The organism is Bartonella vinsonii subsp. vinsonii (genome assembly GCF_902825235.1).
Taxonomy (GTDB): Bacteria; Pseudomonadota; Alphaproteobacteria; order Rhizobiales; family Rhizobiaceae; genus Bartonella; species Bartonella vinsonii.
On sequence record NZ_CADEAJ010000009.1, the window covers coordinates 50,189 to 74,814 of the forward strand.

21 protein-coding genes and 3 tRNA genes are annotated in these 24,626 nt (G+C 37.8%); 17 read left to right on the forward strand and 7 right to left on the reverse strand.

What is annotated here, in order from left to right:
* The first annotated feature begins 156 nt into the window (after positions 1-156).
* The 3 genes from J7R12_RS07110 (at position 157) to J7R12_RS07120 (ending at position 4,332) form a co-directional block, all read left to right on the forward strand.
* Complete coding sequence (locus J7R12_RS07110) at positions 157-2,532, forward strand: mechanosensitive ion channel domain-containing protein (RefSeq protein ID WP_126603526.1); 2,376 nt, start codon at positions 157-159, stop codon at positions 2,530-2,532.
* Positions 2,526-2,798 carry a hypothetical protein gene (locus tag J7R12_RS07115; protein WP_126603525.1) on the forward strand — a complete coding sequence of 91 codons (273 nt, stop codon included), beginning with the start codon at positions 2,526-2,528 and terminating at the stop codon, positions 2,796-2,798. Before J7R12_RS07110 ends, J7R12_RS07115 begins: the two co-directional genes overlap by 7 nt.
* 670 nt (positions 2,799-3,468) lie before the next feature.
* Complete coding sequence (locus J7R12_RS07120) at positions 3,469-4,332, forward strand: outer membrane protein (protein ID WP_126603524.1); 864 nt, start codon at positions 3,469-3,471, stop codon at positions 4,330-4,332.
* Between the two features lie 289 nt (positions 4,333-4,621).
* On the opposite strand, the gene J7R12_RS07125 is transcribed toward J7R12_RS07120, so the two are convergent.
* Positions 4,622-4,707: transfer RNA gene (locus J7R12_RS07125), tRNA-Leu, on the reverse strand.
* 147 nt (positions 4,708-4,854) lie between these two features.
* On the opposite strand from J7R12_RS07125, the gene ilvA reads away from it, so the two are divergent.
* The 4 genes from ilvA to J7R12_RS07145 all read left to right on the forward strand — a co-directional run bounded on the left by ilvA (position 4,855) and on the right by J7R12_RS07145 (position 8,890).
* A complete protein-coding gene (gene ilvA, locus J7R12_RS07130; protein ID WP_126603523.1) occupies positions 4,855-6,132 on the forward strand; it encodes a threonine ammonia-lyase IlvA in 1,278 nt (425 codons plus the stop codon).
* Positions 6,133-6,179: 47 nt separating this feature from the next.
* On the forward strand, positions 6,180-6,710 hold the full coding sequence (locus J7R12_RS07135; protein WP_126603522.1) for a hypothetical protein: 531 nt from the start codon (positions 6,180-6,182) through the stop codon (positions 6,708-6,710).
* Between the two features lie 342 nt (positions 6,711-7,052).
* Positions 7,053-8,402 carry a DEAD/DEAH box helicase gene (locus J7R12_RS07140; RefSeq protein ID WP_234924852.1) on the forward strand — a complete coding sequence of 450 codons (1,350 nt, stop codon included), beginning with the start codon at positions 7,053-7,055 and terminating at the stop codon, positions 8,400-8,402.
* Between the two features lie 302 nt (positions 8,403-8,704).
* Positions 8,705-8,890: a hypothetical protein gene (locus J7R12_RS07145; protein ID WP_126603520.1), complete on the forward strand. Its 186-nt coding sequence runs from the start codon at positions 8,705-8,707 to the stop codon at positions 8,888-8,890.
* A 264-nt stretch (positions 8,891-9,154) separates the two neighbouring features.
* On the opposite strand, the gene J7R12_RS07150 is transcribed toward J7R12_RS07145, so the two are convergent.
* Positions 9,155-9,229, reverse strand: a tRNA-Asn gene (locus tag J7R12_RS07150).
* Between the two features lie 187 nt (positions 9,230-9,416).
* Here J7R12_RS07150 and J7R12_RS07155 point away from each other — a divergent pair.
* The 6 genes from J7R12_RS07155 (at position 9,417) to J7R12_RS07180 (ending at position 16,717) form a co-directional block, all read left to right on the forward strand.
* Positions 9,417-9,490: transfer RNA gene (locus J7R12_RS07155), tRNA-Cys, on the forward strand.
* Between the two features lie 211 nt (positions 9,491-9,701).
* Entirely contained in the window at positions 9,702-10,376 is a 675-nt protein-coding gene (locus J7R12_RS07160) for a protein-L-isoaspartate O-methyltransferase family protein (protein ID WP_126603519.1), read from the forward strand.
* Between the two features lie 32 nt (positions 10,377-10,408).
* Positions 10,409-11,734 carry a TolC family outer membrane protein gene (locus tag J7R12_RS07165; protein ID WP_126603518.1) on the forward strand — a complete coding sequence of 442 codons (1,326 nt, stop codon included), beginning with the start codon at positions 10,409-10,411 and terminating at the stop codon, positions 11,732-11,734.
* A 251-nt stretch (positions 11,735-11,985) separates the two neighbouring features.
* The gene (locus tag J7R12_RS07170; RefSeq protein WP_126603517.1) at positions 11,986-12,552 is read left to right on the forward strand and encodes a DUF2497 domain-containing protein; all 567 of its coding nucleotides are present in this window, start codon (positions 11,986-11,988) and stop codon (positions 12,550-12,552) included.
* Between the two features lie 160 nt (positions 12,553-12,712).
* The gene (locus tag J7R12_RS07175) at positions 12,713-15,436 is read left to right on the forward strand and encodes a valine--tRNA ligase (RefSeq protein WP_126603516.1); all 2,724 of its coding nucleotides are present in this window, start codon (positions 12,713-12,715) and stop codon (positions 15,434-15,436) included.
* 489 nt (positions 15,437-15,925) lie between these two features.
* Complete coding sequence (locus tag J7R12_RS07180) at positions 15,926-16,717, forward strand: tetratricopeptide repeat protein (RefSeq protein WP_126603515.1); 792 nt, start codon at positions 15,926-15,928, stop codon at positions 16,715-16,717.
* A 98-nt stretch (positions 16,718-16,815) separates the two neighbouring features.
* On the opposite strand, the gene J7R12_RS07185 is transcribed toward J7R12_RS07180, so the two are convergent.
* The 5 genes from J7R12_RS07185 to xth all read right to left on the reverse strand — a co-directional run bounded on the left by J7R12_RS07185 (position 16,816) and on the right by xth (position 20,954).
* Positions 16,816-17,562, reverse strand: a complete 747-nt coding sequence (locus J7R12_RS07185; protein ID WP_126603514.1) for an amino acid ABC transporter ATP-binding protein — start codon at positions 17,560-17,562, stop codon at positions 16,816-16,818.
* A gap of 12 nt (positions 17,563-17,574) precedes the next feature.
* Positions 17,575-18,291, reverse strand: a complete 717-nt coding sequence (locus tag J7R12_RS07190) for an amino acid ABC transporter permease (RefSeq protein ID WP_126603513.1) — start codon at positions 18,289-18,291, stop codon at positions 17,575-17,577.
* A gap of 2 nt (positions 18,292-18,293) precedes the next feature.
* The gene (locus J7R12_RS07195; RefSeq protein WP_126603512.1) at positions 18,294-19,046 is read right to left on the reverse strand and encodes an amino acid ABC transporter permease; all 753 of its coding nucleotides are present in this window, start codon (positions 19,044-19,046) and stop codon (positions 18,294-18,296) included.
* 89 nt (positions 19,047-19,135) lie between these two features.
* The gene (locus J7R12_RS07200) at positions 19,136-20,038 is read right to left on the reverse strand and encodes a transporter substrate-binding domain-containing protein (protein ID WP_126603511.1); all 903 of its coding nucleotides are present in this window, start codon (positions 20,036-20,038) and stop codon (positions 19,136-19,138) included.
* Between the two features lie 133 nt (positions 20,039-20,171).
* A complete protein-coding gene (gene xth, locus J7R12_RS07205) occupies positions 20,172-20,954 on the reverse strand; it encodes an exodeoxyribonuclease III (RefSeq protein ID WP_208439040.1) in 783 nt (260 codons plus the stop codon).
* A 512-nt stretch (positions 20,955-21,466) separates the two neighbouring features.
* Here xth and rpsL point away from each other — a divergent pair.
* From rpsL to J7R12_RS07225, 4 genes are all read left to right on the forward strand, one after another.
* Positions 21,467-21,838 carry a 30S ribosomal protein S12 gene (gene rpsL, locus J7R12_RS07210; protein ID WP_004859227.1) on the forward strand — a complete coding sequence of 124 codons (372 nt, stop codon included), beginning with the start codon at positions 21,467-21,469 and terminating at the stop codon, positions 21,836-21,838.
* An 18-nt stretch (positions 21,839-21,856) separates the two neighbouring features.
* Positions 21,857-22,327, forward strand: coding sequence for a 30S ribosomal protein S7 (rpsG, locus tag J7R12_RS07215; RefSeq protein ID WP_126603509.1), 471 nt, complete (start codon positions 21,857-21,859; stop codon positions 22,325-22,327).
* Between the two features lie 26 nt (positions 22,328-22,353).
* The gene (fusA, locus tag J7R12_RS07220; RefSeq protein ID WP_126603508.1) at positions 22,354-24,438 is read left to right on the forward strand and encodes an elongation factor G; all 2,085 of its coding nucleotides are present in this window, start codon (positions 22,354-22,356) and stop codon (positions 24,436-24,438) included.
* Between the two features lie 61 nt (positions 24,439-24,499).
* Positions 24,500-24,626 (forward strand): GTP-binding protein (locus tag J7R12_RS07225; RefSeq protein ID WP_234924853.1); only part of this gene is annotated, 127 nt, incomplete at its 3' end.

Below are 24,626 nucleotides of genomic sequence, written 5' to 3' on the forward strand. Positions count from 1 at the left end.
GAGTTCACAGCTTACAGATATCCATTCTCTTATTATCAGTATTATAGGATAAGGGGAAGCTTTTATAAGATTATTTTATAAAAGTTGAAAATATTTTTTCCATACCATATTTTCTAAGAGGGGGGATAGATTCCTCTTTATAGATTTAAGGCAGATATGTATTCATTTTTGGAAAAAAAATTACGCATAGTTTTCTTTATTTCTGGGATTATCGTTGTATTTAGCTTTTGTGCTTTGGGGCAGCTTGGGGCACAAAATACAGTCGTCGAACAAGCAATCACTTCTCAGTCAATTGATGAAATTATTCAACAACAACAGCTTATTATTAAGAATCTTGAACAAAATACGGAAACTTTAAAAAGAGACTTTGAAAATAAAATAGAAATAGAAGATGAACGTGCTTTGACAGAACTGCGCTTGCGTGCACAAGATATTAGTGAACGTGCTTTAGAAGCAGCGTTTGTTTTGCGTGCTCCTCTTAATGATATTAATGCACTTCTTGATCAATTGACAGAGCTCCATAGTGACTCGGAAAATGTACAAAAAATAGGTGAGGAGCGTTCTCACTTGATAGAGAAAAAAGCTAAGATTAATAGTCTCGTGCTTCGGTTTGAAGTAATCTTTTTGGCTACAAATAGAATATCCGAACTTGCTATTTCTCAATCTCGAGAGCTTTTTAAACGTACACTTACGCACAAGCTTGAGTTTTCAATCCCAATGGTTAAACATATCATTGAGAAAACAAAAGAGGCTTCATCTGATTTTCTTTTTCTGTTGAGTTCTTGGTGGAATTTTATATTTTATTTCAAGCTTTTACAATTATTTCTTTCCTTTTTTATTCCACTTTTTATTGCTTTGGGACTTTCTTATTTTTCTCGTAAAGTTCTTGCATATATGCACACCCATTTGACCAAGAACCATGAGGAAATATCTTATCTACAACGTTTATTCGTTGCTTTTATTTCAGTTCTTCTTCCTTCGCTGATATGTGTTGTTTGCGTTTATCTTGTATTATTTTTGTTTCGTAGTTTTAGTTTGGATCCAGGAAAGCTCACAACAGTATTTGATACGATAGGATATCAAATTATTTTAGTCTTTTTGATTAATCGTTTAGCAGTTGTTCTTTTATCATCGGATACGCCACATCTTTTCAATATTGCACCGTCAGCGTCATATCAGTTAGTGATTTTACTCACTGTTTTAGGTGGAATCTTGGCACTTGATGCTGTCTTCGATAGTATTTATCAAATAATTTCAGCTTCTCTATCTCTGACAATTGCAAAAAGTTTTATTGCTGTTTTTCTTGTAGCGATACTGCTTTTTGTCATTGCATTTGTCCCTTGGCGTTTCAGACGTGGGCGTTTGCAGGATGAAGAAAGAAAACCACACTTTTGGCCATTTTATATACGCATTTCCTTCATTCTATTAGGATTATTGCTCATTGTGATGAATTTTTGGGGTTATGTTGGTTTGGCGCGTTTTATTATGCAGCAAATTATCATTGGTGGTGCATTTTTAGTTTTAATGTATTTGGGGATAAAAAGTGCACAAGCACTTGGAACTAAAGACCAATTTATGAAAACGATCGTTGGCCATAGTTTGATGCAATGGTTGCATTTAGAAGAGAAAACGATGAATCAATTAGGGGGTGTTCTGAGTATTTTTTTCAATTTGTTTGTTATTGTATTTTGCGCAATGCCAATAGCTGTGCAGTTTGGTTTTTCGTACTCTGACTTGCGAGCCGTGTTGTGGCAGTTGATGACTGGTTTTCAAATTGGAAATGTATCTATTTCTTTGATTTCTCTCTTCACAGGAATTGTTATTTTTTGCGCCTGTTTTTTTGTTATTCGTCGATTTATTGGTTGGTTGGATGGCACAATATTGGCGCATGGAGAATTCGATATCGGTGTGCGTAATTCTATCAAAACGGTTATAAGTTATGCTGGTGTTGTTGTGTCTGCTTTGATAGCATTGTCAATGGCAGGTTTGGATCTTAGAAATTTTGCTCTCATTGCTGGTGGGCTTTCGCTTGGTATAGGTTTTGGTTTACAGAATATTGTTCAAAATTTTGTATCTGGACTTATTATTTTGGTTGGGAGACCCTTTAAATTAGGAGACTATGTAGAATCTGGATCAGTAGGTGGTATTGTCAAACGTATCAGTGTCCGTGCAACGGAATTGGAAACATTTCAGCGCAAGACAATTATTATTCCTAATTCATGTCTTATCAATAATAATGTCAGTAATTGGACTCGACGGAGTAAAATGGGGCGGATTGATATCCCTCTTACTGTTTCTTCTCATCTTGCTCCAGAGCGTGTTGTTGAAATTTTGTTAGAAATTGCATCTGCAACAGAAGGAATATTAAAAAATCCTGCACCGCAGGTGAGTTTTACTGCATTTGATAGTAAAAAATTTTCATTTAATCTGGCTATTTATGTACCTAACATTACTTCACCTTCTAAGGTGACCAATGCTCTTCGTTTTGTATTATATAAACGTTTTGTTGAGGAAGGAATCTTGGAATGCTAAGATATGTGTATGTTTTTATTGCGGTTGTTTTGTTTGATATTTTAACTCTAACAACTTTTGCAGCAACTGTGAAAAACTCTGATTTAAAGGTACAGTCTCTTATCGTTGTTGAAGGGAGTATCCCCTTAAATATTTCGTTAGATACGCATCAAACAGTTACGATTTGTATGAAGGGGTGTTTTATCACTTTTCCTAATAAAGATCGTTTTGCAATCAAGGCAGAAGATAATATAGAAATCAGTGAGGGTAGAGCAATTTTTAAATAAAATTGTTTAAGGTTTTGATTGCGCAACAAGATTTGGAAAGGCAAAGATATTATTCTTGGACTCGGTGAGAAATGTTATGATGAGGAGCTAGTAGAAAAGTATGGTTTTCGTGTCAGATTTCACATTGGGAAAGTAAGAGTGTTAGCCTTTTCTATGTGTGGTGTTTGCAATATGTGTTTTCAGTGTAAGAATCTTTAAACGTTTCTAAAAGCAAAGAACTGAAATGTAATCAGTTATTTCTTATCCTTCGATAATATTTGTTGAAATATTTTTCATATAAAATGATTTTATGATTATACGATAAATGATTTTATTATTCATTTTTTATTACAACTTATTTTTATAATTTCATTAAGTTATACTTACAAAAAGGTAAGTTGTTTTTTTAATATGTTTATGGAAGATATTATCTTAGATAATAATGCAATAAAAGCCATTGCTATTATTTAATTATAATTTTTTTAAAATAAATATAAATTATGTTTTCGATAAAAGTTTAGATTTATAAGTATTGATTTTTATTAAATTTAAAATTTATTTACTAAACTTAATTTTTAGTGTAAAGATAAAGAAATATGTGTAAATTTTAAGCATAGAATTTTGTAGAACTTTGTTTTTGTTAGATATAAGTTTTCGTTATATTTAAATAATAGCAGTGGGGTATAATTTTATGAATACAAAATTTATAACAGTATCCGTTTTTGCTTTTGTTTCAGCTTCTATGGTACAGGCAGCAGATGTGGTGATTTCTGAACCGTCAGAACATGTTGCTGCATCGGTTATTGTTGCTTCACCTTTTTCTTGGACAGGTTTTTATTTCGGAGGCCAAATTGGTGGTTTTTCGAGTAAAACCTCTGCACTTACACCTGATGTTAATATTCCTCTTTATCCTGATAAGGATGCTCGAAAGAAAGAGTGGATACCCGTCGAGAAAAAGTATATGCCTGAACCTTCTGGTTTTACAGGTGGTTTTTATGCAGGTATCAATTTTGATCTTGGTAATCATTTTATTGGGGGAATTGATACGGATCTCCTTTTAATTGGCCAAAAAGATACAAAAACTCTTTTTAAGAGTGAAGAATCTGAGAAAAGTGAAGTTGCAGGAAGTGTGGAAAAGAAAGCTCTGAGTTATGTAATGAGAGCTAAGACAGGAACAAGTGAAAGTGCAAAGAAAAGTAGTATAACTTTTACTCATACTTTAAAACAAAAATGGAATGGTGCTACACGGGTGCGTGTTGGTTATTCTGCTGGTCGTATTATGCCTTATATCTCTGGTGGTGTCACTTATGGAAAGTTTCAAGATATTTTGTCGACGTCAACTACAGAAGCAGAGCCCTTTAATGCTACTTCAGATGTTACAAGAGCAATGATTGGTTATACTCTTGGTGGTGGTGTTGATTTTGCATTGACAGACAAAGTTATTGCGCGTGCAGAATATCGTTATTCAGATTTTGGTAAAAAGAAATTTAAAGATGAGATTGAAGTTAATTATAAAACGAATGATTTACGTATTGGTTTAGCTTACAAATTCTAATTTTTGTGAGATAATTGCTTTAAAAGGTCCTATCTTTTGATAGGGCCTTTTTTGCTGTCCTATAAAATATTATCCTTTGGGTAGAAAGGAGGGCATTAATTTTTAATTGCTTGTGTTGAGAAGCGAAAGAGCTGTGAGATTATTGCTACTCCTAAAACGCATGTTCAAAAGAAATTATGATTCATAATTGAAATTGTTATTATGGAGCTATTTGGTAACCTAAAATGCGTTATAGAGACTGCTGAAGCAGCCCATTCAACAGCTCTTAAAAGCGAAATCGGATTGTGGGTGGTGCGGACGGCGGGACTTGAACCCGCAAGGTCTTAGACCGGCAGATTTTAAGTCTGCTATGTTTACCGATTTCATCACGTCCGCGATAAGAGCTCTCTCATAAGCTATATCTTTTGTTGAATCAAGAATTAATGATTAAGAGTAGAACTTTTCGTATTTTATTCAATTTTTGACTGACAATGTTTGCCTTTAGAGCTAGAAGAAGCCTGTGTAATATTAACGAAGCATGAAATGACAGGTGTTATGAGTAAATTTATTCGAGACGTCAATAAAGCTATGGTGGCTTTGCATAATGTATTTGCTGAAACACCACTTCAGAGAAATGATTTTCTGAGTCAAAAATATGATGCAGAGATTTATTTGAAACGTGAAGATTTAACACCAGTGCGATCATATAAGATTCGCGGTGCCTTTAATTTTGTTTCAGAAATGCTTGAGAAGATATCTCAAGATTCTGCATTCGTTTGTGCATCGGCGGGGAATCATGCGCAAGGCGTTTCTTTTGTTTGTCGCTATTTTAAACGTAAAGGCGTGATTTTTATGCCTGTGACGACTCCGCAACAGAAAATTGATAAGACACGCATTTTTGGTGAAGAGTTTGTTGATATCCGTTTAGTTGGTGAAACATTTGATCAATGTTATGCGGCAGCACAGTCTTTTGTCTCACAAGGTGGTGGTATCATGGCTCCGCCCTTTGACGATGTTCGCATTATTACAGGACAAGCGACAATTCTTAATGAGGCTGTTTTGCAATGGAAAAAACTCAAGGGCGAGAGCGCGCCAGATTTAATTATTGTCCCCGTAGGTGGTGGTGGTTTGGCTAGTGGAGTAAGTAAGTTTTTACATGAATATGGTTGGAAAACAGAGATTCGTTTTGTTGAACCGAAAGGAGCCGCAAGTTTACTTGCTTGTTTGAAGAGTGGAAAACGTGTTAAACTTGAGAATATCGATACATTTGTAGATGGTGCTGCTGTGGCGGAAATTGGTGCGTTAAATTATACAATGCTCAAGCAATTTTCAGCTGATTCTGTTATTACAGTTCCTGAAAATCGTGTTTGTTCTACAATGGTTGAGATGCTTAATGTTGAAGGTGTAGTCTTAGAACCAGCAGGGGCTTTATCAATCGATGCTCTTAAGAGTCTTCCCCCTCAAGAGTTGAAAGGCAAAAAAATCCTTCTCGTTATTTCGGGTGGTAATTTAGATTTTGAGCGTTTGCCGGATATTAAAGAGCGCTCTCTACGTTTTCAGGGCTTGAGAAAATATTTTATTTTTAGTTTTCCGCAACATCCTGGTGCATTGCGTCATTTTCTTGCTCAACTCTCTCCTGATGATGATATTGTGCGCTTTGAATATCTTAAAAAATCATCGAGGAGCTTTGGTTCTGTATTGATCGCAATTGAAACAAAAAAATACGATAATTTTTGTCTCTTAGAGAAAAAGTTTCAAGCTTTAGGTTGGCGCTATCGTGATATTACCGATGATCAAACATTGTTCGATTTTGTCATTTGAGAAGCTAATGAAAAGCTAAAATTTTGCAAAAATGAGAGATATTGAGAATGAAGTCTGTTTTTTATTTTTTACTGGGACTGTTTTTGTTTTTAAGTGTGGATAAACAGAGTGCAGCATCTGAGCTAGAAACAATACAAAAAGCTGAACTTTCAAGATTAGTTGTTGATGTCAATAATGCTGTAAGAAATGGGAATTTTGCACTTCTTTCTGCTTATATGCCCGATCGGCTTTACAAAGAAATGGCGCGCCGATTAAATAAGACAGAGGATCATTTACGTCACGGATTTCTTAAACAGTTGCGTGCTCAATTTGAGAATTTTCCTACTGGTGCTTATCATTTAGATGAAAAAAATATAGATTATTTGCAAACGGACAAAGGGACTTTTTATGCTTTGATTCCGACAATGCTTGAGACGAACGATCGTGTTATTCAATATAAAACTTTGGCGATTTTTGATAAGATGCAATGGTATTTGATCTATGGTGGTCAGAAAACTGTACAGAATCCTGTTTTTCTAGAAATTTATCCTGACTTTAGTAGAGTACATTTGCCAAAGGAAATCATAATAAGGAAATAAACGATTCAGATATTGTTTTCTTGTTTATGAGAAATAACTTTCTCAAACTTCTTGCTTTTTTATCATATTCCAACGATAATACCCATGAAGGTGTTTAAGCTGGTTCACTAGCTCTTTATAAATTAAGGTTTATATAAGTAAGATTTATGTGCCTTTACCTTGATTTCAGGGTGTTCACAGGTTGCGCAAATCGCTCTTTCAAGCGTTGCTTCACAAATTGGAAATATCAAGGTCTCTTTTGCGCGGATTCTTGAGGAACAGAGTTCAGCTTGTTACTCGTTTAGAGTTGTTGAGCTGAGGAAAGATTTTATTTTGACTAATGAAGAAAATATTTTCACAAAGATGGGTTTATCTACTCTTTTGATTAAGAACTTGCTCATTGCTGGTATGAGTAAACCTAAACCTATTCAGGAACAAGCGATTCCCGTGATGCTAAAAGGGCATGATGTGTTAGGGATTGCACAGACAGGTTCGGGGAAAACCTTGGCATTTGGTTTACCTATTTTAAGTCAGATTTTGGCTTTGGGTGATAAACGCTCCCCTAAAACTGCGCGTGCTTTGATTTTGGTTCCGACACGTGAACTTGCTGTTCAAGTTGATGAAACAATTCGTGCTGTTGCGAAAGGAACGCATCTTTCGACCTGTCTTGTTTTTGGTGGGGTATCACGTTTAAAACAAATTAAGCGCATGAGTGCTGGGGTGGATATTTTGATAGCAACACCAGGGCGTTTAAGAGATCTTGTACGTGAAAAATGCGTTAATCTTTCTCAATCTCGTTTTTTAGTTCTGGACGAAGCAGATCGTATGCTAGATATGGGGTTTATTAATGATGTACGGGATATTGCAAAACTTTTGCATCAAGAGCGTCAGACAGCACTTTTTTCTGCAACAATGCCGAAAGAAATTGCGGGACTTGCAAAGTGTTTGCTCAATGATCCAGTCAAAATAGAGGTTTCTCCTCAAGGGACAACGGCTGCGGAGATCATCCAAAAGTTATATTGTGTTTCTACGCGTGAAAAAAAGAATGTTTTATGCAAACTTTTGACAAATCCTGTTTTTGCTTCCGTGATTGTCTTTACTCGGACTAAACACGGTGCTGATGCTGTCACACGTAGTTTGGCAAAGAGTGGGTATTGTGTGGCAACAATTCACGGAAATAAATCACAAAATGCTCGGCAGTCTGCTTTAAAAGCTTTTCGTGAAAGAGCCGTACAGATTCTTGTTGCAACAGATATTGCAGCGCGCGGTATTGATATACCAGGAATAAGCCATGTTATTAATTATGATTTACCAGATGAAGCTGAAAGTTATGTGCATCGTATCGGTCGTACAGGACGCAATGGTGCTTCTGGTGAAGCGATAACACTTTTTGATGAAGGTGCTGAGGGGGCACGATTGCGCGCTGTAGAACGCTTGACTCGTATGCGATTAGTACGTGAAGCTGTTCCAGAACAGTTTGCTGCTTTTCCAGAAAAGTCAATTGTATTAGAAGGTGGAGAAAAAGAAAACAGTAAGGAACTCCATTTTAGAAAATCTAAACGTCAGAAGCAATTTTCAAGTTGTAAAGATAAAACGGAACAGTTACAGGGTAAGAAATCTTCCTCTCCCAATGAAAGACATAAAAAAGCAAAAGCAGCCGCAAAACGTGCAAAGCCTTTTCGTTTTCGCAAGTCAGTGAAGAAGGCTGCTTGAGGACAATCTTGAGAAGAGATTGCGGAGTATTTTTCTCTTTTTGATTTCTTCTCAGTTTGAAATATAGCAGAAGATATATAAAGAGCGCTCTTGCTCAATAAGAGAGGATTTTAAAGATTTCAACTTTTGAGCAGCGGGAACAGTTTGGATGTATGGTATCATTAAAAATATCTTAAAGAGAAATCATCATCCATACTGCGCTTTAGAAGCGACTGTGAAAACTCTAGTTATGTATCTCTTGCTGCATTTAAATAAAAGATACGTTTTATTTCCTTAATCTAATTTCTAAAGGAGAGAACGTTATGGGTGATGAGAATTCTATAAATACCCACTTACCTCTACATTTGTATGTTAATACATATGTAGAAAATATAGATGGATTTTATCCTTTGTTCGTCACGCAGTGTAATTTAAAAAAAACAGAATGCAGTGTGCATGTAGCTTATATTGGAATGGCATTTGCAACAGGATTTCAATTTATTCCATAGCTTTCTAAGTCACAGGAATCTTTTGTTATGTTGGTTGTATGGGGCTACTATCCAATAATATGCCCCTAACTGTTAGCTCTTAGTTGATTCGTTCAGTTCATTATATGCTGGTGTGTTTGTTAGCACTTTGAAGATTTTTTGTAAAAATAATGCATTTTATTGAGGCAAATTCAGAAACCCTATTCCCTTACTTTTATCTACATATCCCTCACTTCAAAAAAAAGTCTAACAAAAACAGTAGATTATGCATAATAAGGAGAAATATGGCTCCCCGGGCCGGATTCGAACCAGCGACCAACCGGTTAACAGCCGGTTGCTCTACCGCTGAGCTACCGGGGAACAGTGCCCAATTATCTGACTGAAAAGGCTATAGCAAAGCAATACTGATTTGCAAAGAGTAAAATTACTTTTTTTAAAAAAAATGCCATAAATGACAGAAGAAGAGGAAAAAAGAACAGAGAAGGTTTCTATAGCTTGACGGATGCGTTGCCTTCCCTTATTGACACTCTAATATTTTTGTTGATGAGGCCTCGTGGCGGAATGGTTACGCAGAGGACTGCAAATCCTTGTATCCCGGTTCGATTCCGGGCGAGGCCTCCAGCCAATTTAAATAAGATGGCTTTTGGGGATAATTTGCGCAAGTAAACTGCTTCTCTTCATGGTAAAGTGCTTTTGCATGAAAAATAGTGCGATTAAAATCTCATTGTTGACGGTAGCGTCCTTTTTTGTAACACCCCCAGTGAAAGATTTTAGGTTCTCATTATCGCTATTTTGTTGTAGTTTTTGTTGTATATAGGAGAAAAGTATCGTTATGGTTGCAGATTTTGCAGAGCTTCGTCGCAAAATGGTTGACAATCAAATTCGTACAGTAAATGTAACGGATTTATCAGTTCTTGAAGCATTTTTAACGGTACCGCGTGAAGACTTTGTACCAGAAGATGTGAAAGCTTTAAGTTATCTTGATACCGATATTATTGTATTTCCAGCGGAAAATGGGCTCCCTGCATGCTATTTAATGGGACCTGCCTCTTTAGCAAAATTGCTACAGCTTGCAACTGTAAAACCATCGGATGTTGTTTTAGATATCGGTGCGAAGAGTGGTTATTGTGCAGCATTGCTTTCAAAACTTGCAGGCTCTGTGATTGCGCTAGAAAGTAATAAAGCTCTTTCAGAGCGAGCTATTGAGGCTTTAAAACGTCATCAGTGTGACAATGTGGCTGTGGTTCATGGACCTTTGGAGCAAGGATATGTTGTGGGGGGGGCTTATGATCTGATTTTTATCGAAGGTGCTGTTGATTTTATTCCGGAGGGTATTTTTGATCAAGTGAGAGACGGTGGGCGTCTCATTGTGGTTGAAGGACATGGTAATTCCGGTGTTGCGCGGATTTATGTAAAAGAAGATGGGATCATTGCGTCGCGTCGAGCTTTTAACCTTGCTGTAAAAGGTTTGCTGGGTTTTTTAAAAAAGCCTGATTTTATATTTTAGTGTTTGTTTTGTTTGCAAGTAAAAGATAATTTATGATTAATGTGGGGTTTGTTATTGTGTGTAGTGTGTTCAAAATAAACAAAAAAATTCAGGCAAGTTTGTTGCTGGTTTTGAGTGTTTTTCTATCAGGGTCTGTTTGTGCTGAAACATTGATGGATGCTTTTGCTAAAGCTTATATACACAATGCTAAGTTAAAGAGTGAACGTGCCGCTGTGCGTATATCAAGTGATGATGTGGTCATTGCGCGTTCTGGGCTCTTACCACAAATTGAAGGGGTTGGAAGTTATGGGCGAAGTAAGCCTATGGTGGGTCCTTATACCACTTCTGGATCTATAGGAATAAGATTAAATCAAAGATTATTCGACGGTTTTGTCACGCAGAATATGTTTTCTTCAGCTCAGGTTAAATTACAGGCACAGCGTGAGTATCTTCGTAATGCTGAGCAAAATACGTTTCTCGACACTGTAACAGCCTATGCTAATGTGTATCAAGCGCGTCGTATTGCTGATCTTCGTAGAGAAAATTTGGCTGCTCTTGAAGAGCAAGTTCGTTCGAATAAAGCAAAATTTGATGTGGGAGAGGGAGGGCGTGTTGATCTTTCTCAAGCACAAGCTGCACGTTCCGTGGCTGTTTCAGAACTGAGTCTTGCACGTGCTGATGTAAAATCAGCAGAAGCAGCCTATAGACAAGTTATTGGTTTTGATCCTGAGAAATTACAGCGTCCACCAGTGGCAAAAGATTTGCCGATGAATCTTGATGCTGCTTACCAACTGAGTGTACTTATGCATCCGGCAATTCTTTATGCAAAATATTTGGTTGACGCTGGACTTTACAATGTAAAGGCTAAAGAAGGATCGCTACTCCCTAAAGTTGATTTTTCTGCAACAGCATCTTATAATCGTATTTACAGTGGTACTGGGGAGGATGGAGTTTCTAAATCAATAGGATTATCAGTGAGTGTTCCTATTTTTGAAGGTGGGCGTACGTCTGCTCAGATTCGCCAATCTAAGGAACAACTTGGGCAAGCTCATCTTCAGCTTGATTTAGCTCAGAGTAGTACAAGACAAGCACTTACTTCTGCTTGGTTTCAGTTGGAGGGTGCTCGCGCGTCTGTCGTTGCTTATCGCGAGAGTGTTCGTGCTGCTGAAATTGCTCTTAAGGGGCGTGTCCAAGAAAATCGTGTGGGGCAAGCCACAACATTGGATGTTTTAAATTCTCGTACTCAGTTGATTAATGCTCAAATTGCACTGGCTACAGCAGAGCGTAATGCTGTTGTTGCGAGCTATAATGTTCAATCTTCCATTGGTAAATTGACTGCCAATTATTTAGGTTTGAAAACGGTTAAACATATCCGATAATGCATAAAAGTAGCTTTTTAAATTAAATCTGCAAATAATTTAGTCTGTATGGGGCAATTCATTGATCATTGGGCATGTTTAGAAAATCTAGTCTAGATATTGTTTTATAAATAAAGAAAGTTGTGTGTAGTGCCTTATTCGTGACAACCACCTTTGAAAATATAGTGGGAGGTGTGTTGATCTTATGATTCTTTTGCTTACACTAAAAGTGTGATTCTGTTTTTTGTTGCGTTTTTGAGAGGTTTTTAAGTATGGTACAGAGTTCAAGCGTTTTACGTGAGCCAAGTATGGATGAAATTTTGACATCTATTCGTGAAATAATCGAAGAAAATGCGGTTCAACCTGATCACTTTTTAAATGAAGGTGGTGCAATGAATACCTCTGCAGATCGTTTAGAAGAAACATCGAAGGGTGGTTATGAGGCTACCTTATCGGTTGATGATGCAATGAAAGCTTTGGCTGATCGTATTGGCCTTTCTTCTGAAAACCAGGATTCTTCGTCCATACAAGAAAAAGAGAATATAGAGGCAGAAAATAGTACGGTTGGCGTAAATATGCAAAAGGTAAAGCTTTCTTCTGAAGAACAGCACCCTGTTCATAAAACAAAAGAATATAATGATGAGAGTCGTGTCTCACAGGCCAGAAATAGAGCGACTACTCGTGTAGAATTATCTGAATATTGTCTTTCTTCTGCAGAGAAGATTGCAAAGGATGTCTTGCGTCCAGCTATAGCAGAATGGTTACAATGTAAACTACCTGTTTTGCTTGAGAATATTTTACGTGAAGAGATTGTTAAGGCGATTAAGAAATCTTCTTAATTTTTTGTTTTTTTATTACTTTTGCGCTCTCCATTTTAATCTTATATAAAATTCTGTTTGCGGTTTTGCAAGCTTGATATCAATAGATGAAGTTTGTAGGGAGTATGATCGGATTTTAGATCATGTCCTGCATTTTTTAGCGGCGTTATGGGTGGATAGAATGTTAGAAAAAAACTATGATGCTGCTTCTATAGAGCGACGGGTGGCAAAAAGATGGGAGGCTCGTGGTGCTTTTGAAGCGGGAGCAGGTTCAAAAAGTGATGCAGAGTCCTTTTGTGTTATGCTTCCGCCTCCTAATGTTACCGGTTCACTTCATATGGGGCATGCACTGAATACGACAATCCAAGATATTGTGGTTCGGTTTCAGCGAATGCGGGGTAAGAATGTATTGTGGCAGCCGGGTATGGATCATGCAGGAATTGCTACGCAAATGGTTGTTGAGCGTCAACTTGCAGAGCGTCAAGAGCCAACGCGCCAAGAAATGGGGAGAGAAAAATTTGTTGAGCGTATTTGGGAATGGCGTCATGAGGCTGGTGGGATTATTGCAAACCAGCTACGCAGACTTGGCGTTTCGTGTGATTGGTCGCGTGAGCGGTTTACAATGGATGAAGGTTTATCCCAAGCTGTTCGTGAAGTCTTTGTTACGCTTTATAAGCAAGGGTTGATATATAGAGATAAACGTTTGGTTAATTGGGATCCTAAATTGTTAACGGCTATTTCGGATCTTGAAGTTGAGCAAAAAGAAGTCAATGGCCATTTGTGGCATTTTAGATATCCACTTGAAGGTAAAATTTTTGATCCGAATGATTCTACAACTTTTATTACAGTGGCGACAACACGTCCAGAAACAATGCTTGGCGATACAGGAATTGCAGTTAATCCTGAAGATGAACGTTATAAAAATCTTATAGGTCAAAATGCTATTTTGCCACTTGTTGGGCGTAGGTTATTGATTGTTGGTGATTCTTACGCAGATCCTGATGCAGGGAGTGGTGCTGTAAAAATCACACCAGCACATGACTTTAATGATTTTGAAGTAGGGCAGCGCAACAATCTACGTTTGATCAATGTTTTTACAAAAAAGGCTGAGATTTTTCTTCGTGAGAATGAAGCATTTTTTGAGGGGTTGATTTTATCAGATGAATTAAAGCTTTTAGTGGAAAAATTAGATCAATCTGACCGTTTTTTTGCACGTGATCGTATTGTTTCTTTGATGGAAAAGGGAGGATATTTAGCAGCGGTTGATGATCATCCACACACTGTTCCGCATGGGGATCGTAGTGGGGTGCCTATTGAACCATTCTTGACAGATCAATGGTATGTTCATGCGGCGGAATTAGCTAAGCCAGCGATAGAGGCTGTTCGTAAAGGGAAAACACAATTTGTTCCTGATAGTTGGAAGAAGACCTATTTCAATTGGATGCAAAATATTCAACCTTGGTGCATTTCGCGCCAATTATGGTGGGGACATCAGATACCGGCTTGGTATGGTCCTGATGGTGCGGTTTTTGTCGAAAAAAGTGAAGAAGAAGCTTTGTCTGCGGCTCTCTCTCATTATGGTGAAGTTGTTGAGTTAACCCGTGATGAAGATGTTTTAGATACATGGTTTTCCTCTGCTCTTTGGCCTTTTTCAACACTAGGTTGGCCAAATAAAACACCTGAATTAGCTACCTTTTATCCAACATCTCTATCGGTTACAGGGTTTGATATTATCTTTTTCTGGGTTGCGCGTATGGTGATGATGGGACTGCACTTTATGGGTGAGGTTCCTTTCCCAACGGTTTATGTGCACGCTTTGGTCCGAGATCAGAAGGGGGCAAAGATGTCAAAGTCGAAGGGGAATATTATTGATCCATTGGAGCTCATTGATCAATATAGTGCAGATGCACTCCGTTTTACTTTGGCTATTATGGCGGCGCAAGGGCGTGATGTCAAACTTGATCCTTCCCGTATTGCAGGTTATCGTAATTTTGCTACGAAATTATGGAATGCTACCCGATTTGCAAAGATGAACGGTGTTAAGCATGATCCAGATTTTAAGCCAGAAAAAGCAAAACTTGCACTTAATCGTTGGATTTTAACAGAGTTATCTAAAACTGTTGCAGCAGTAACTACTGGTATTGAAAATTATAAATTTAATGAGTCGGCTAGTGCACTTTACCGCTTCATTTGGAATACACTCTGTGACTGGTATTTGGAGCTTCTCAAACCCATATTTCAAGGTTCAAGTGAGGAAGCTAAAGATGAGGCTCAGGCTTGTACTGCTTGGGTTTTAGATGAAGTTTATAAGCTTCTTCATCCTTTTATGCCCCATATGACAGAGGAGTTGTGGTCTCTGACAGAAACGCCAAGCATGAAGCGTAAGGATATGCTGGCATTGATACAATGGCCAGAGGAAATGTTTGCAGATGAAGAGGCTGCTGCTGATATTAATTGGCTTATTGATGTGGTTAGTGGGATTCGGTCTGTGCGTTTTGAAATGAATATTCCCGTGGGAACATTAGCACCTCTTGTTATTGTAGAAGGGGAGGGAATAACACGAGAGCGTGTGCAGCGCTATGATGCTCTTCTTAAAAAGTTAGCGCGTATTGAAACAATTCATTTCTCTGATAAAGTTCCAGCTATATCAGCACAAATGATTTTGGGAGAGGCGATTTTTTGTTTACCATTGGGGCAATTAATTGATTTGGAAGCTGAACGTGCGCGTTTGATGAAAGATATGAAAAAAATTGAACAAGATATTGAAAAAATATCGGTTAAATTAAACAATCCTAAATTTGTAGCAAATGCAAAGCCGGAAATTGTTGAGATTGAGCGTAACAGGATTATAGAATTACATGCTGCACGGGAGAAAATATCTGTTGCTTTAGATCGGTTGATGTAATTGCTTTTTTATTCTCTGTTGTTCTCGTGAATATTCTTATGAAAAGACAATTAATTTTTATCGTTTTTGCATTGATAAAATAATAAGTTAATACTGTTATATTTTATTTTTAATGTCGTTTACTGTTCTTAAGATTTAAACGGTTTCTTAATATTTTACCCATTTTAAAACTCTTTTTCAGTATACACAATTGTTCTCTTGAGCAGTTGCTGTTCTTTCAGAATAAGAATGTTGAAATAACCATATGCTATAATATCAAGTAATCTATTATGAAATACAAAATTGTGATTTATGATTAAAATCAATTTGTTACGTATAAGAGTAAAAGATCCCTTTTAAGGGAATATTTTTGGTGATTTCTATTTATTTATCTTTCTGTTAGCATTCTTATATTCAGAGGATCTTCTTTTACTGAAAAGATTTTGAATCCATACAAAGCATTTTGTAGCAAAAGTAATGATTAAAAATAAGATAATAGGGGAGATTTAGATGGTAAACAGGTTTAAGGCATGGAAAAAAGCCGCCCTTATTATTGCTTTTGGGGGAGTTTTTTCTACTGCTTATCTCATAGATGTAAATAGTGAGAAAAACGTTATTGATGATTCGTTTTATTTTTTTAAACGCGGTATGTTTGCTTATAAAAATGGGCAAATGAATCAAGCACTTTCAGCATTACGTTGTGCAGCCGATATGGGAAATATTGATGCGCGCTGGAAGCTTGGCGCTATTTATGCAGAGGGTGATGGCGTCCCCGAAGATGATTATAAGGCATACAATTTTTTTGCATCTATCGTTGAAAAAGGTGTTGATCTTGATTCAGAGAATGCAAGCTATGTTTCTGATGCATTGGTTAGACTTGCGGGGTATATAAAAAAAGGCATTCCTCAATCACCTGTAAAACCTAATCCTTCTTACGCTGCTCGCCTTTATATGCAGGCTGCGATGAATTATGGAAATTCTAAAGCTCAGTACCATTTAGGAAAAATGTTTTTAAAGGGTGAGGGGAGAGAGAAAAACCTTGTACAGGCAGCACGATGGTTTCAGCTTTCAGCAAGAAAGGGAAATCCTCCAGCTCAAGCAATGCTTGGAAATATGCTGATTCAGGAAGGAAAAATTGCTCGCGGTACAGCAATGTTAACAGTAGCCTATCAAAAAGCTAATGTAAAAGATCGAGATTGGATCCGCCCCCTACAAGAGCACGCTTTTTCCCTTTGTGGTGAATTTGAAAAGCATAAAGCACTCTCATTGATTGGTGATATTTTAAAAAATAACAGTTTTTAAATATTTGTTACAATATTTTCCTATGTACCTAATACTAGACTCTAATCTCTTATGTCTGAGCTTATAATCAGGTAACTTTGGGCATTATAATATAATTACTAATGACTAAGGATTTTAGACAGAAAATCCTGCGCGCGTGGTATTCTTGCTTGTGGATCAGAAAAGAACTCTTTTGTTGGACAGTCTTCAAGAATCTTTCCTTGATCCATAAAAATAACACGTTCAGAGACTTTTTGCGCAAATCCCATTTCATGTGTTACACAAATCATCGTCATACCTTCTTCTGCTAAGCTGATCATGACATCGAGCACTTCACCCACCATTTCAGGATCTAGAGCAGATGTTGGTTCATCAAAAAGCATGACAAGTGGATCCATAGTTAAAGCACGCGCGATAGCAACGCGTTGCTGCTGACCTCCAGACAGTTGACCAGGGTATTTGTTTTTATGCTCGATGAGCCCAACGCGCTCAAGATATAACAAACCGCGTTCGAGCGCTTCTTTCTTGCTACGCTTTAAGACTTTGATTTGTGCAATTGTCAAATTTTCTGTGACAGATAGATGTGGAAAAAGTTCGAAGTGTTGAAATACCATTCCTACCTGACTACGCAATTTAGGCAAATTCGTTTGTTTTGAATGAACTGGTGTTCCATTAATCCATATTTCACCTTTTTGAAAAGGGACGAGAGCATTAATGGTTTTAATGAGTGTCGATTTACCTGAACCGGATGGTCCACAAACCACAACAACTTCTCCTTTGTTGATATTGGTTGTACAGTTTTTAAGAACATTAATTTCGCCATACCAGTTGGAAACATTTTTTATTTCGATCATATGAGTAGACATCTTTTCTTCCTATTAGCGAATAATGGATATTTTTTTCTGTAGATATATGACTATCTGCGACAGTGTAAAACAGATAACAAAATAGAAAAGTGCTGCTAAGATATAGGCTTCTTGCTTCACACCAAAATTGTTAGCAACAATATCAAAACCGTTCAAAAGGCTATGCCCACTGATTGCATAAACAAGCGTTGTGTCCTGAAAGAGGATAATAACTTGGGTTAAAAAAACTGGCAACATATCTCTAAAAGCTTGGGGAAGGATGACAATGTACATATTTTGCCAATATGTCATTCCGAGAGCTTGTCCTGCCTGTTTTTGTCCTTGCGCAACAGAATTTATACCAGCACGCATAATTTCGGCAAAATAAGCGGTTTCAAATGCGGTGAAGGTGATGAGCGCTGATTTATTTACACCAATTGATGTTCCGGTTAGCAAAGGTAAAAGCACAAAAAACCATAAGATAACCATAACAAGCGGTATTGAACGCATGGCAGTTATGTAAATTATTGCAAGCCACGAGAGCAGTTTCATAGAAGAAAGCCGCATCATTGCTAAGAGAGTGCCGAATATAAGTCCTAATATTGTTGCAAAAAGAGTTAAAAAAACACTAAAGAGTAAACCTGAGAGAATATAGGAACAGAATATATCAAAAGTAAAAAATGAAAAATCAAAGTCTGAAAAATTGAAAGGAAAAGAAAATTCAAACTTGGAGGTTATGAAATTTATCATCTTCAGTGCTCCCCTGTTTGAATATTAGGAATTTTGAGCATTTGCTCAATAATTGTCATGATGATGAATACGAACAAAGCTATAAAAATATAAAGAATTGTGACAATTAAATAGTTTTCATAAACATGGCTTACTTCTTCGATTGTTTGGTACTGAAATTGCATCAACTCATTTATCGAAACGGCAAATGCTATAGATGAATTTTTCACAATACCCATTGCTTCTGAAGTAAGTGGGGGCATAATTGTACGCATAGCACGCGGTAATATGATATAGCGATAAATTTGATAGGTCGTAAATCCCATTGCCATAGCAGCATAGCGTTGTCCAGAAGGAATAGCCTCAATCCCTGAGCGTACCTGTTCTGCAATGCGGGCAGATGTAAAGAATCCTAAGGCACATGTTATGAGGAGAATAGGTGAAAAACTCATCGCTGGTGGATAAATTTTAGGCACAACAAAATACCATAAAAACACTTGTACAAGCAAAGGAATGTTACGCATAATTTCGACCCAGATACTTCCGATAGAACGCAATAAGCAACGGATCATGGAAGTGTTTGGTAAGGTGCGTATTGTTCCTATAATGATGCCAAAAAATACAGCTAAGATCAGTGAAGAAACAGATAATATCACCGTATTTTTAAAGCCATCAAGTAGTGTATCTAAGTAGGTATGACTTACACCAAGGGTTCCAAGGCATCCAGTCACGAACGTTTGGGTAAGATCATCTGTACAAAGAAAAGAAAAGTCCATTAATTGATTTTCCTGAATTTATTAAAAAATGAACCCAAATATAACCACACTCAATTTTCCAGGAGTGTGGTTATTTTTTTTAAATTCTATTATTTATTTTCTGTATAGTTTTCACGAGGTTTATTATTGGGATGCTCCCAAGCGTATTTCGTTGCTTGAGATAAAGGAAGGTTAACAATAGTATTTGCGGGCGGAATTGGTTTCATAAACCATTTATCATAAAGTTTTTCAAGTGATTTGTTTTTGATTTGGCGCACAATGCTGTCATTTACTTCTTTTTCAAAGTTTTTATCATTTAATCGGAGCATACAAGCGATTGGTTCGATTGAAAGCACTGTATCAAGAATGACATAATCAGATGGCTTTTTTGATTTGGCAATAAGCCCAGCCAAAATTGAAGCATCCATAACAAATGCGTCTGCACGACCAGATTCTAATAATAAGAAGCTATCTCCGTGATCTTTTCCCTTTACAACCTTAAAGTGAATATTTTTTGCACGTTTATTTTTGCGGATAAGCTGAACAGACGTTGTACCAGTAGTTGTTGCGACTGTTTTTCCATTTAAATCATCAAGAGATTTAATGTTAGAGTTTTTCTTTATGGCAATTCGAACTTCTTCAACATAAGTGGTATAAGCAAATGCGGCTTCTTTACTACGCGCAATATCATTTGTTGTTGAACCACATTCAAAATCATAGGTGCTATTTTTTAAGAGAGGGATTCTATTTTGCGATGTGATGGGAAGATAATGAATTTTGATTGGCTTACCAATTTTTTTTGAAATATCGTCAACAATATGCTCTGCCATTTCTGTGTGAAAACCTACATATTTGTCATTCCCAAGAGCATAGGCTAAGCCTGATGATTCGCGAACACCCAGCGTGATCTCTCCTGTTTTCTTTATTTTTTCGAGTGTATCATTTTCAGCGTGTGCTATACCCGTGAGCCCAATAGCCGTTGCTGCAATAAATATTAACAATGATTTTTTCATTATGTCCTCCATTCATTTATAGTTTTTTGTTTTTGTTTTATTGTTTAAGATATATTGTCAAGCACGATGTAGCACGAATTATACTTGAGATGGGATATTTTTTTATCTCAATAAATCAACTGTTGTACTCTCGTTAATTGAAATTAAGATGTGCCCAAACAGGCGTATGGTCCGATGGTTTTTGATATCCTCTTACTTCTTTTTGGCTATAGGCACAGATAAGTTGATTAACAGCTTCTGGTGACAATAGCAAGTGATCAATGCGAATTCCATTATTTTTCTGCCATGCACCAGCTTGAAAATCCCAGAAACTGAATGAGGGAGTTTCTGTGACATTACGAATAGCATCATAAAAACCTAAATGAATAATGCGTTGGAAGGCTTGTCTTGTTTGTGGAAGGAATAAGGCATCATGATTCCATTCTTGAGGATTTTTTGCGTCTAATGGGGTAGGGATGACATTGTAATCACCAGCCAGGACAAGGGGTTCTTCATATGCAAGCAATGATTTTGCATGTGCATACAATCTCTCCATCCATTCTATTTTATAAGGATATTTTTCGCTTGTGATAGGGTTTCCATTTGGCAGATAGAGGGATGCAACACGGATAACGCCTTTATTTGTTGAATAAACGGCTTCAATATATCGGGTTTGTTCATCATTGTCATTGCCTGGTAATCGGCGGATGACTTCATCAGGTGTTTTTTTAGAGAGAATCGCAACACCATTAAAACTTTTTTGTCCGTGTGTTTCTATATGATATCCTAAGCCTTCAATTGTATCGCGGGGGAAATTTCCATCGGTACTTTTTATTTCTTGTAGACAGACTATATCGGGCTGATTTTGCTGTAACCATTGACACAATGTTTCATGCCGCGCTTTTATTCCAGCAATATTCCATGTCACTATTTTCATGGTACTCATCTTAAATATTATCTATGCAACTTTTTATTGCATTGTTAAAATGTCCTATAAATATCCCTAAGATTTGTGCTCTTTTTAATTAGATGGCTGCTCTTCTTTGTGTAGAGATATTACTATGGGGATCTGATTTATCAAAAACTTCTATAAAAGCCAAATTAAAGTCTTATCATTTCATTTATTTTTATTTTTTAAAACTTTCTAATGTTTAGTTCTTGACGAATGTATGTGTTCTCGCTATTAGAGACTACTATAACCGGTGTGAGAGTGATTGGTCATTTGGGGTGTTTACTCGAAAAGTCATTTAAACAGGTTTATAAAAGATTAAAAGCAAATGCCAATGCAAAAGGCTTGTGCCTTCTCTGCTTGTAATCGGGTAACTGTTTGTAACAGGCGTGCCCGATTTTGTGTGTGAGCTTAGGTGTTTATTTTGATTCTGTCGAAATAAATGGAATAGAAAAGCCCGAGTGGGTAAGACGAACTTAGATCGAAAAGAGGAAGGTTATATGCCTACCGTAAACCAGTTGATTCGAAAGCCGCGTGTAGCGCCAGTTAAGCGTAATAAGGTTCCTGCTCTTCAGTCGAATCCGCAGAAGCGTGGAGTTTGTACGCGTGTCTATACAACGACACCCAAAAAACCGAATTCTGCACTTCGTAAAGTTGCTAAAGTCCGTTTGACAAATGGATTTGAGGTGATAGGTTATATTCCTGGGGAAGGGCATAATCTTCAAGAGCACTCTGTTGTAATGATTCGGGGTGGTCGTGTGAAGGATTTGCCAGGGGTTCGTTATCACATTATTCGTGGTTTGCTTGATACACAAGGTGTCAAGAATCGTAAACAGCGTCGTTCAAAATATGGCGCGAAGCGTCCAAAATAATATTGAGAGACAAAGCTAATGTCCCGTCGCCATAGAGCAGAAAAACGTGAAATTAATCCTGATCCCAAATTTGGTGATTTGGTTATTACGAAATTTATGAATGCCATCATGTTTGATGGTAAGAAGTCAGTTGCTGAGCGTATTGTCTATGGTGCGCTTGAGGCTGTGGAAAAGAAGGTGAAGGCGGATCCTGTGGCTCTGTTTCATCAAGCGTTGGAGAATGTTTCTCCTCATATTGAGGTTCGTTCGCGGCGCGTTGGTGGGGCTACTTATCAAGTCCCGATAGATGTTCGTCCTGATCGTCGTCAGGCTCTTGCTATCCGATGGTTGATTTCAGCAGCTCGTGGGCGAAATGAGACGACAATGATTGATCGTCTTTCTGGTGAGTTGATGGATGCGGCTAATAATCGTGGTTCTGCGGTTAAGAAGCGTGAGGATGTTCATCGTATGGCTGAAGCTAACCGTGCATTCGCTCATTATCGCTGGTAGGCGTGTTTAAGGATAAGGCAAGTATAATGGCTCGCGAATATAAAATTGAGGATTATCGTAATTTTGGTATTATGGCGCACATTGATGCGGGTAAGACCACCATGACTGAGCGTATTTTGTTTTATACGGGTAAGAATCATAAGATTGGTGAAACCCATGATGGTGCTTCTACAATGGATTGGATGGAGCAGGAGCAGGAGCGTGGTATTACGATTACATCTGCTGCGACAACAACCTTTTGGGAAGGGCGTGATGGGCGGAAGCGTCGTTTTAATATCATTGATACGCCAGGGCATGTTGATTTTACGATTGAAGTTGAGCGTTCTTTGCGTGTTCTTGATGGTGCGATAGCATTGTTAGATGCAAATGCTGGTGTGGAGCCTCAGACGGAGACTGTTTGGCGGCAGGCTGAGAAATACCGTGTGCCGCGTATGGTTTTTGTTAATAAAATGGATAAAATAGGTGCCGATTTTTATCGTAGTGTAGAGATGGTTGGTTCTCGATTGGGGGCTAGGGCGCTTGTTTTACAATTGCCAATCGGGGCTGAAAATGATTTTGAAGGCGTTGTTGATCTTATTGAGATGAAGGCGTTGAAATGGGATGGCTCCATTGGTGCCTCGGCGGTTGTGAGTGAGATTCCATTCGATTTGAAGGAGAAGGCAGAAGAGTATCGCGAGAAATTAATTGAGATGGCTGTTGAGGTTGATGAGGCTGCGACAGAGGCATATTTGGAAGGTGTTATGCCAACAGATGAACAGCTTGTTTCTCTTATTCGTAAGGGGACGATAGAGGTTCAGTTTCATCCAGTTCTTTGTGGTACTGCTTTTAAAAACAAAGGTGTTCAGCCGCTTTTGGATGCCGTTGTTTCTTATCTTCCTTCTCCGATTGATGTTCCTGCAATTAGTGGTGTTGATGTGAAAACTGAGTCTGAAGCAACGCGTGAGTCTTCAGATGACGCTCCGCTCTCTATGCTTGCTTTTAAGATTATGAATGATCCATTTGTTGGGTCGTTGACTTTTTGTCGTATTTATTCTGGTAAGGTTCAAAAGGGTATTTCGCTCGAAAATACTGTGAAGAAAAAGAGGGAGCGCTTGGGGCGTATGCTTCAGATGCACTCAAATTCTCGTGAGGATATTGAGGAGGCATTTGCTGGTGATATTGTTGCTCTCGCAGGACTTAAAGAGACGACAACAGGTGATACTCTTTGTGATCCTTTGAAACCTATTATTTTGGAGCGGATGGATTTTCCTGAGCCTGTTATTGAAATTGCGATTGAGCCTAAAACGAAGGCAGATCAGGAAAAAATGGGTATAGCTCTCAATCGTTTGGCTGCTGAAGATCCTTCATTCCGTGTAAAGTCTGATGAAGAATCTGGGCAAACCATTATAGCTGGGATGGGTGAGCTTCATCTTGATATTATTGTTGATCGTATGCGGCGCGAGTTTAAAGTTGAGGCGAATATTGGGCAGCCTCAGGTTGCTTACCGTGAATCGATTACTAAAACAGCAGAAATTGATTATACGCATAAGAAGCAATCTGGTGGTGCTGGGCAGTTTGCTCGTGTTAAAATTATTTTTGAGCCTCATGATGGTGATGATTTCCTCTTTGAGTCGAAGATTGTTGGTGGTGCTGTTCCTAAGGAATATATTCCCGGTGTTCAAAAGGGGATTGAAAGTGTTATGGGATCAGGGCCTCTTGCGGGGTTTCCTATGCTTGGTGTAAAGGCTACACTGATTGATGGTGGTTATCACGATGTTGATTCTTCCGTTTTGGCTTTTGAGATTGCTGCTCGTGCAGCTTTTCGTGATGGAGCAAAAAAAGCAGGTGCACAGCTTCTCGAACCAATTATGAAGGTAGAGGTTGTAACGCCAGAAGATTATGTTGGTGATGTTATTGGTGATCTCAATTCTCGTCGCGGTCAAATTTCAGGGACTGAGGCGCGTGGTATTGCTACAGTTGTGAATGCAATGGTTCCTTTGGCAAATATGTTTGGTTATGTGAATACTCTTCGTTCGATGAGTCAGGGGCGTGCGCAATATACAATGCAGTTTGATCATTATGAGCCTGTTCCTTCAGCTGTTGCTTTGGAGATTCAAAAGAAATACGCGTGATTTGATTATATAATTAATTTTTAACTTAGTCCTTTATTTGGATAGAAAATGGAGAGCTCAAATGGCAAAGAGCAAATTTGAACGTACGAAGCCGCATGTTAATATTGGAACGATTGGTCACGTTGATCATGGAAAGACGTCGTTAACAGCGGCAATTACGAAATATTTTGGTGAATTTAAAGCGTATG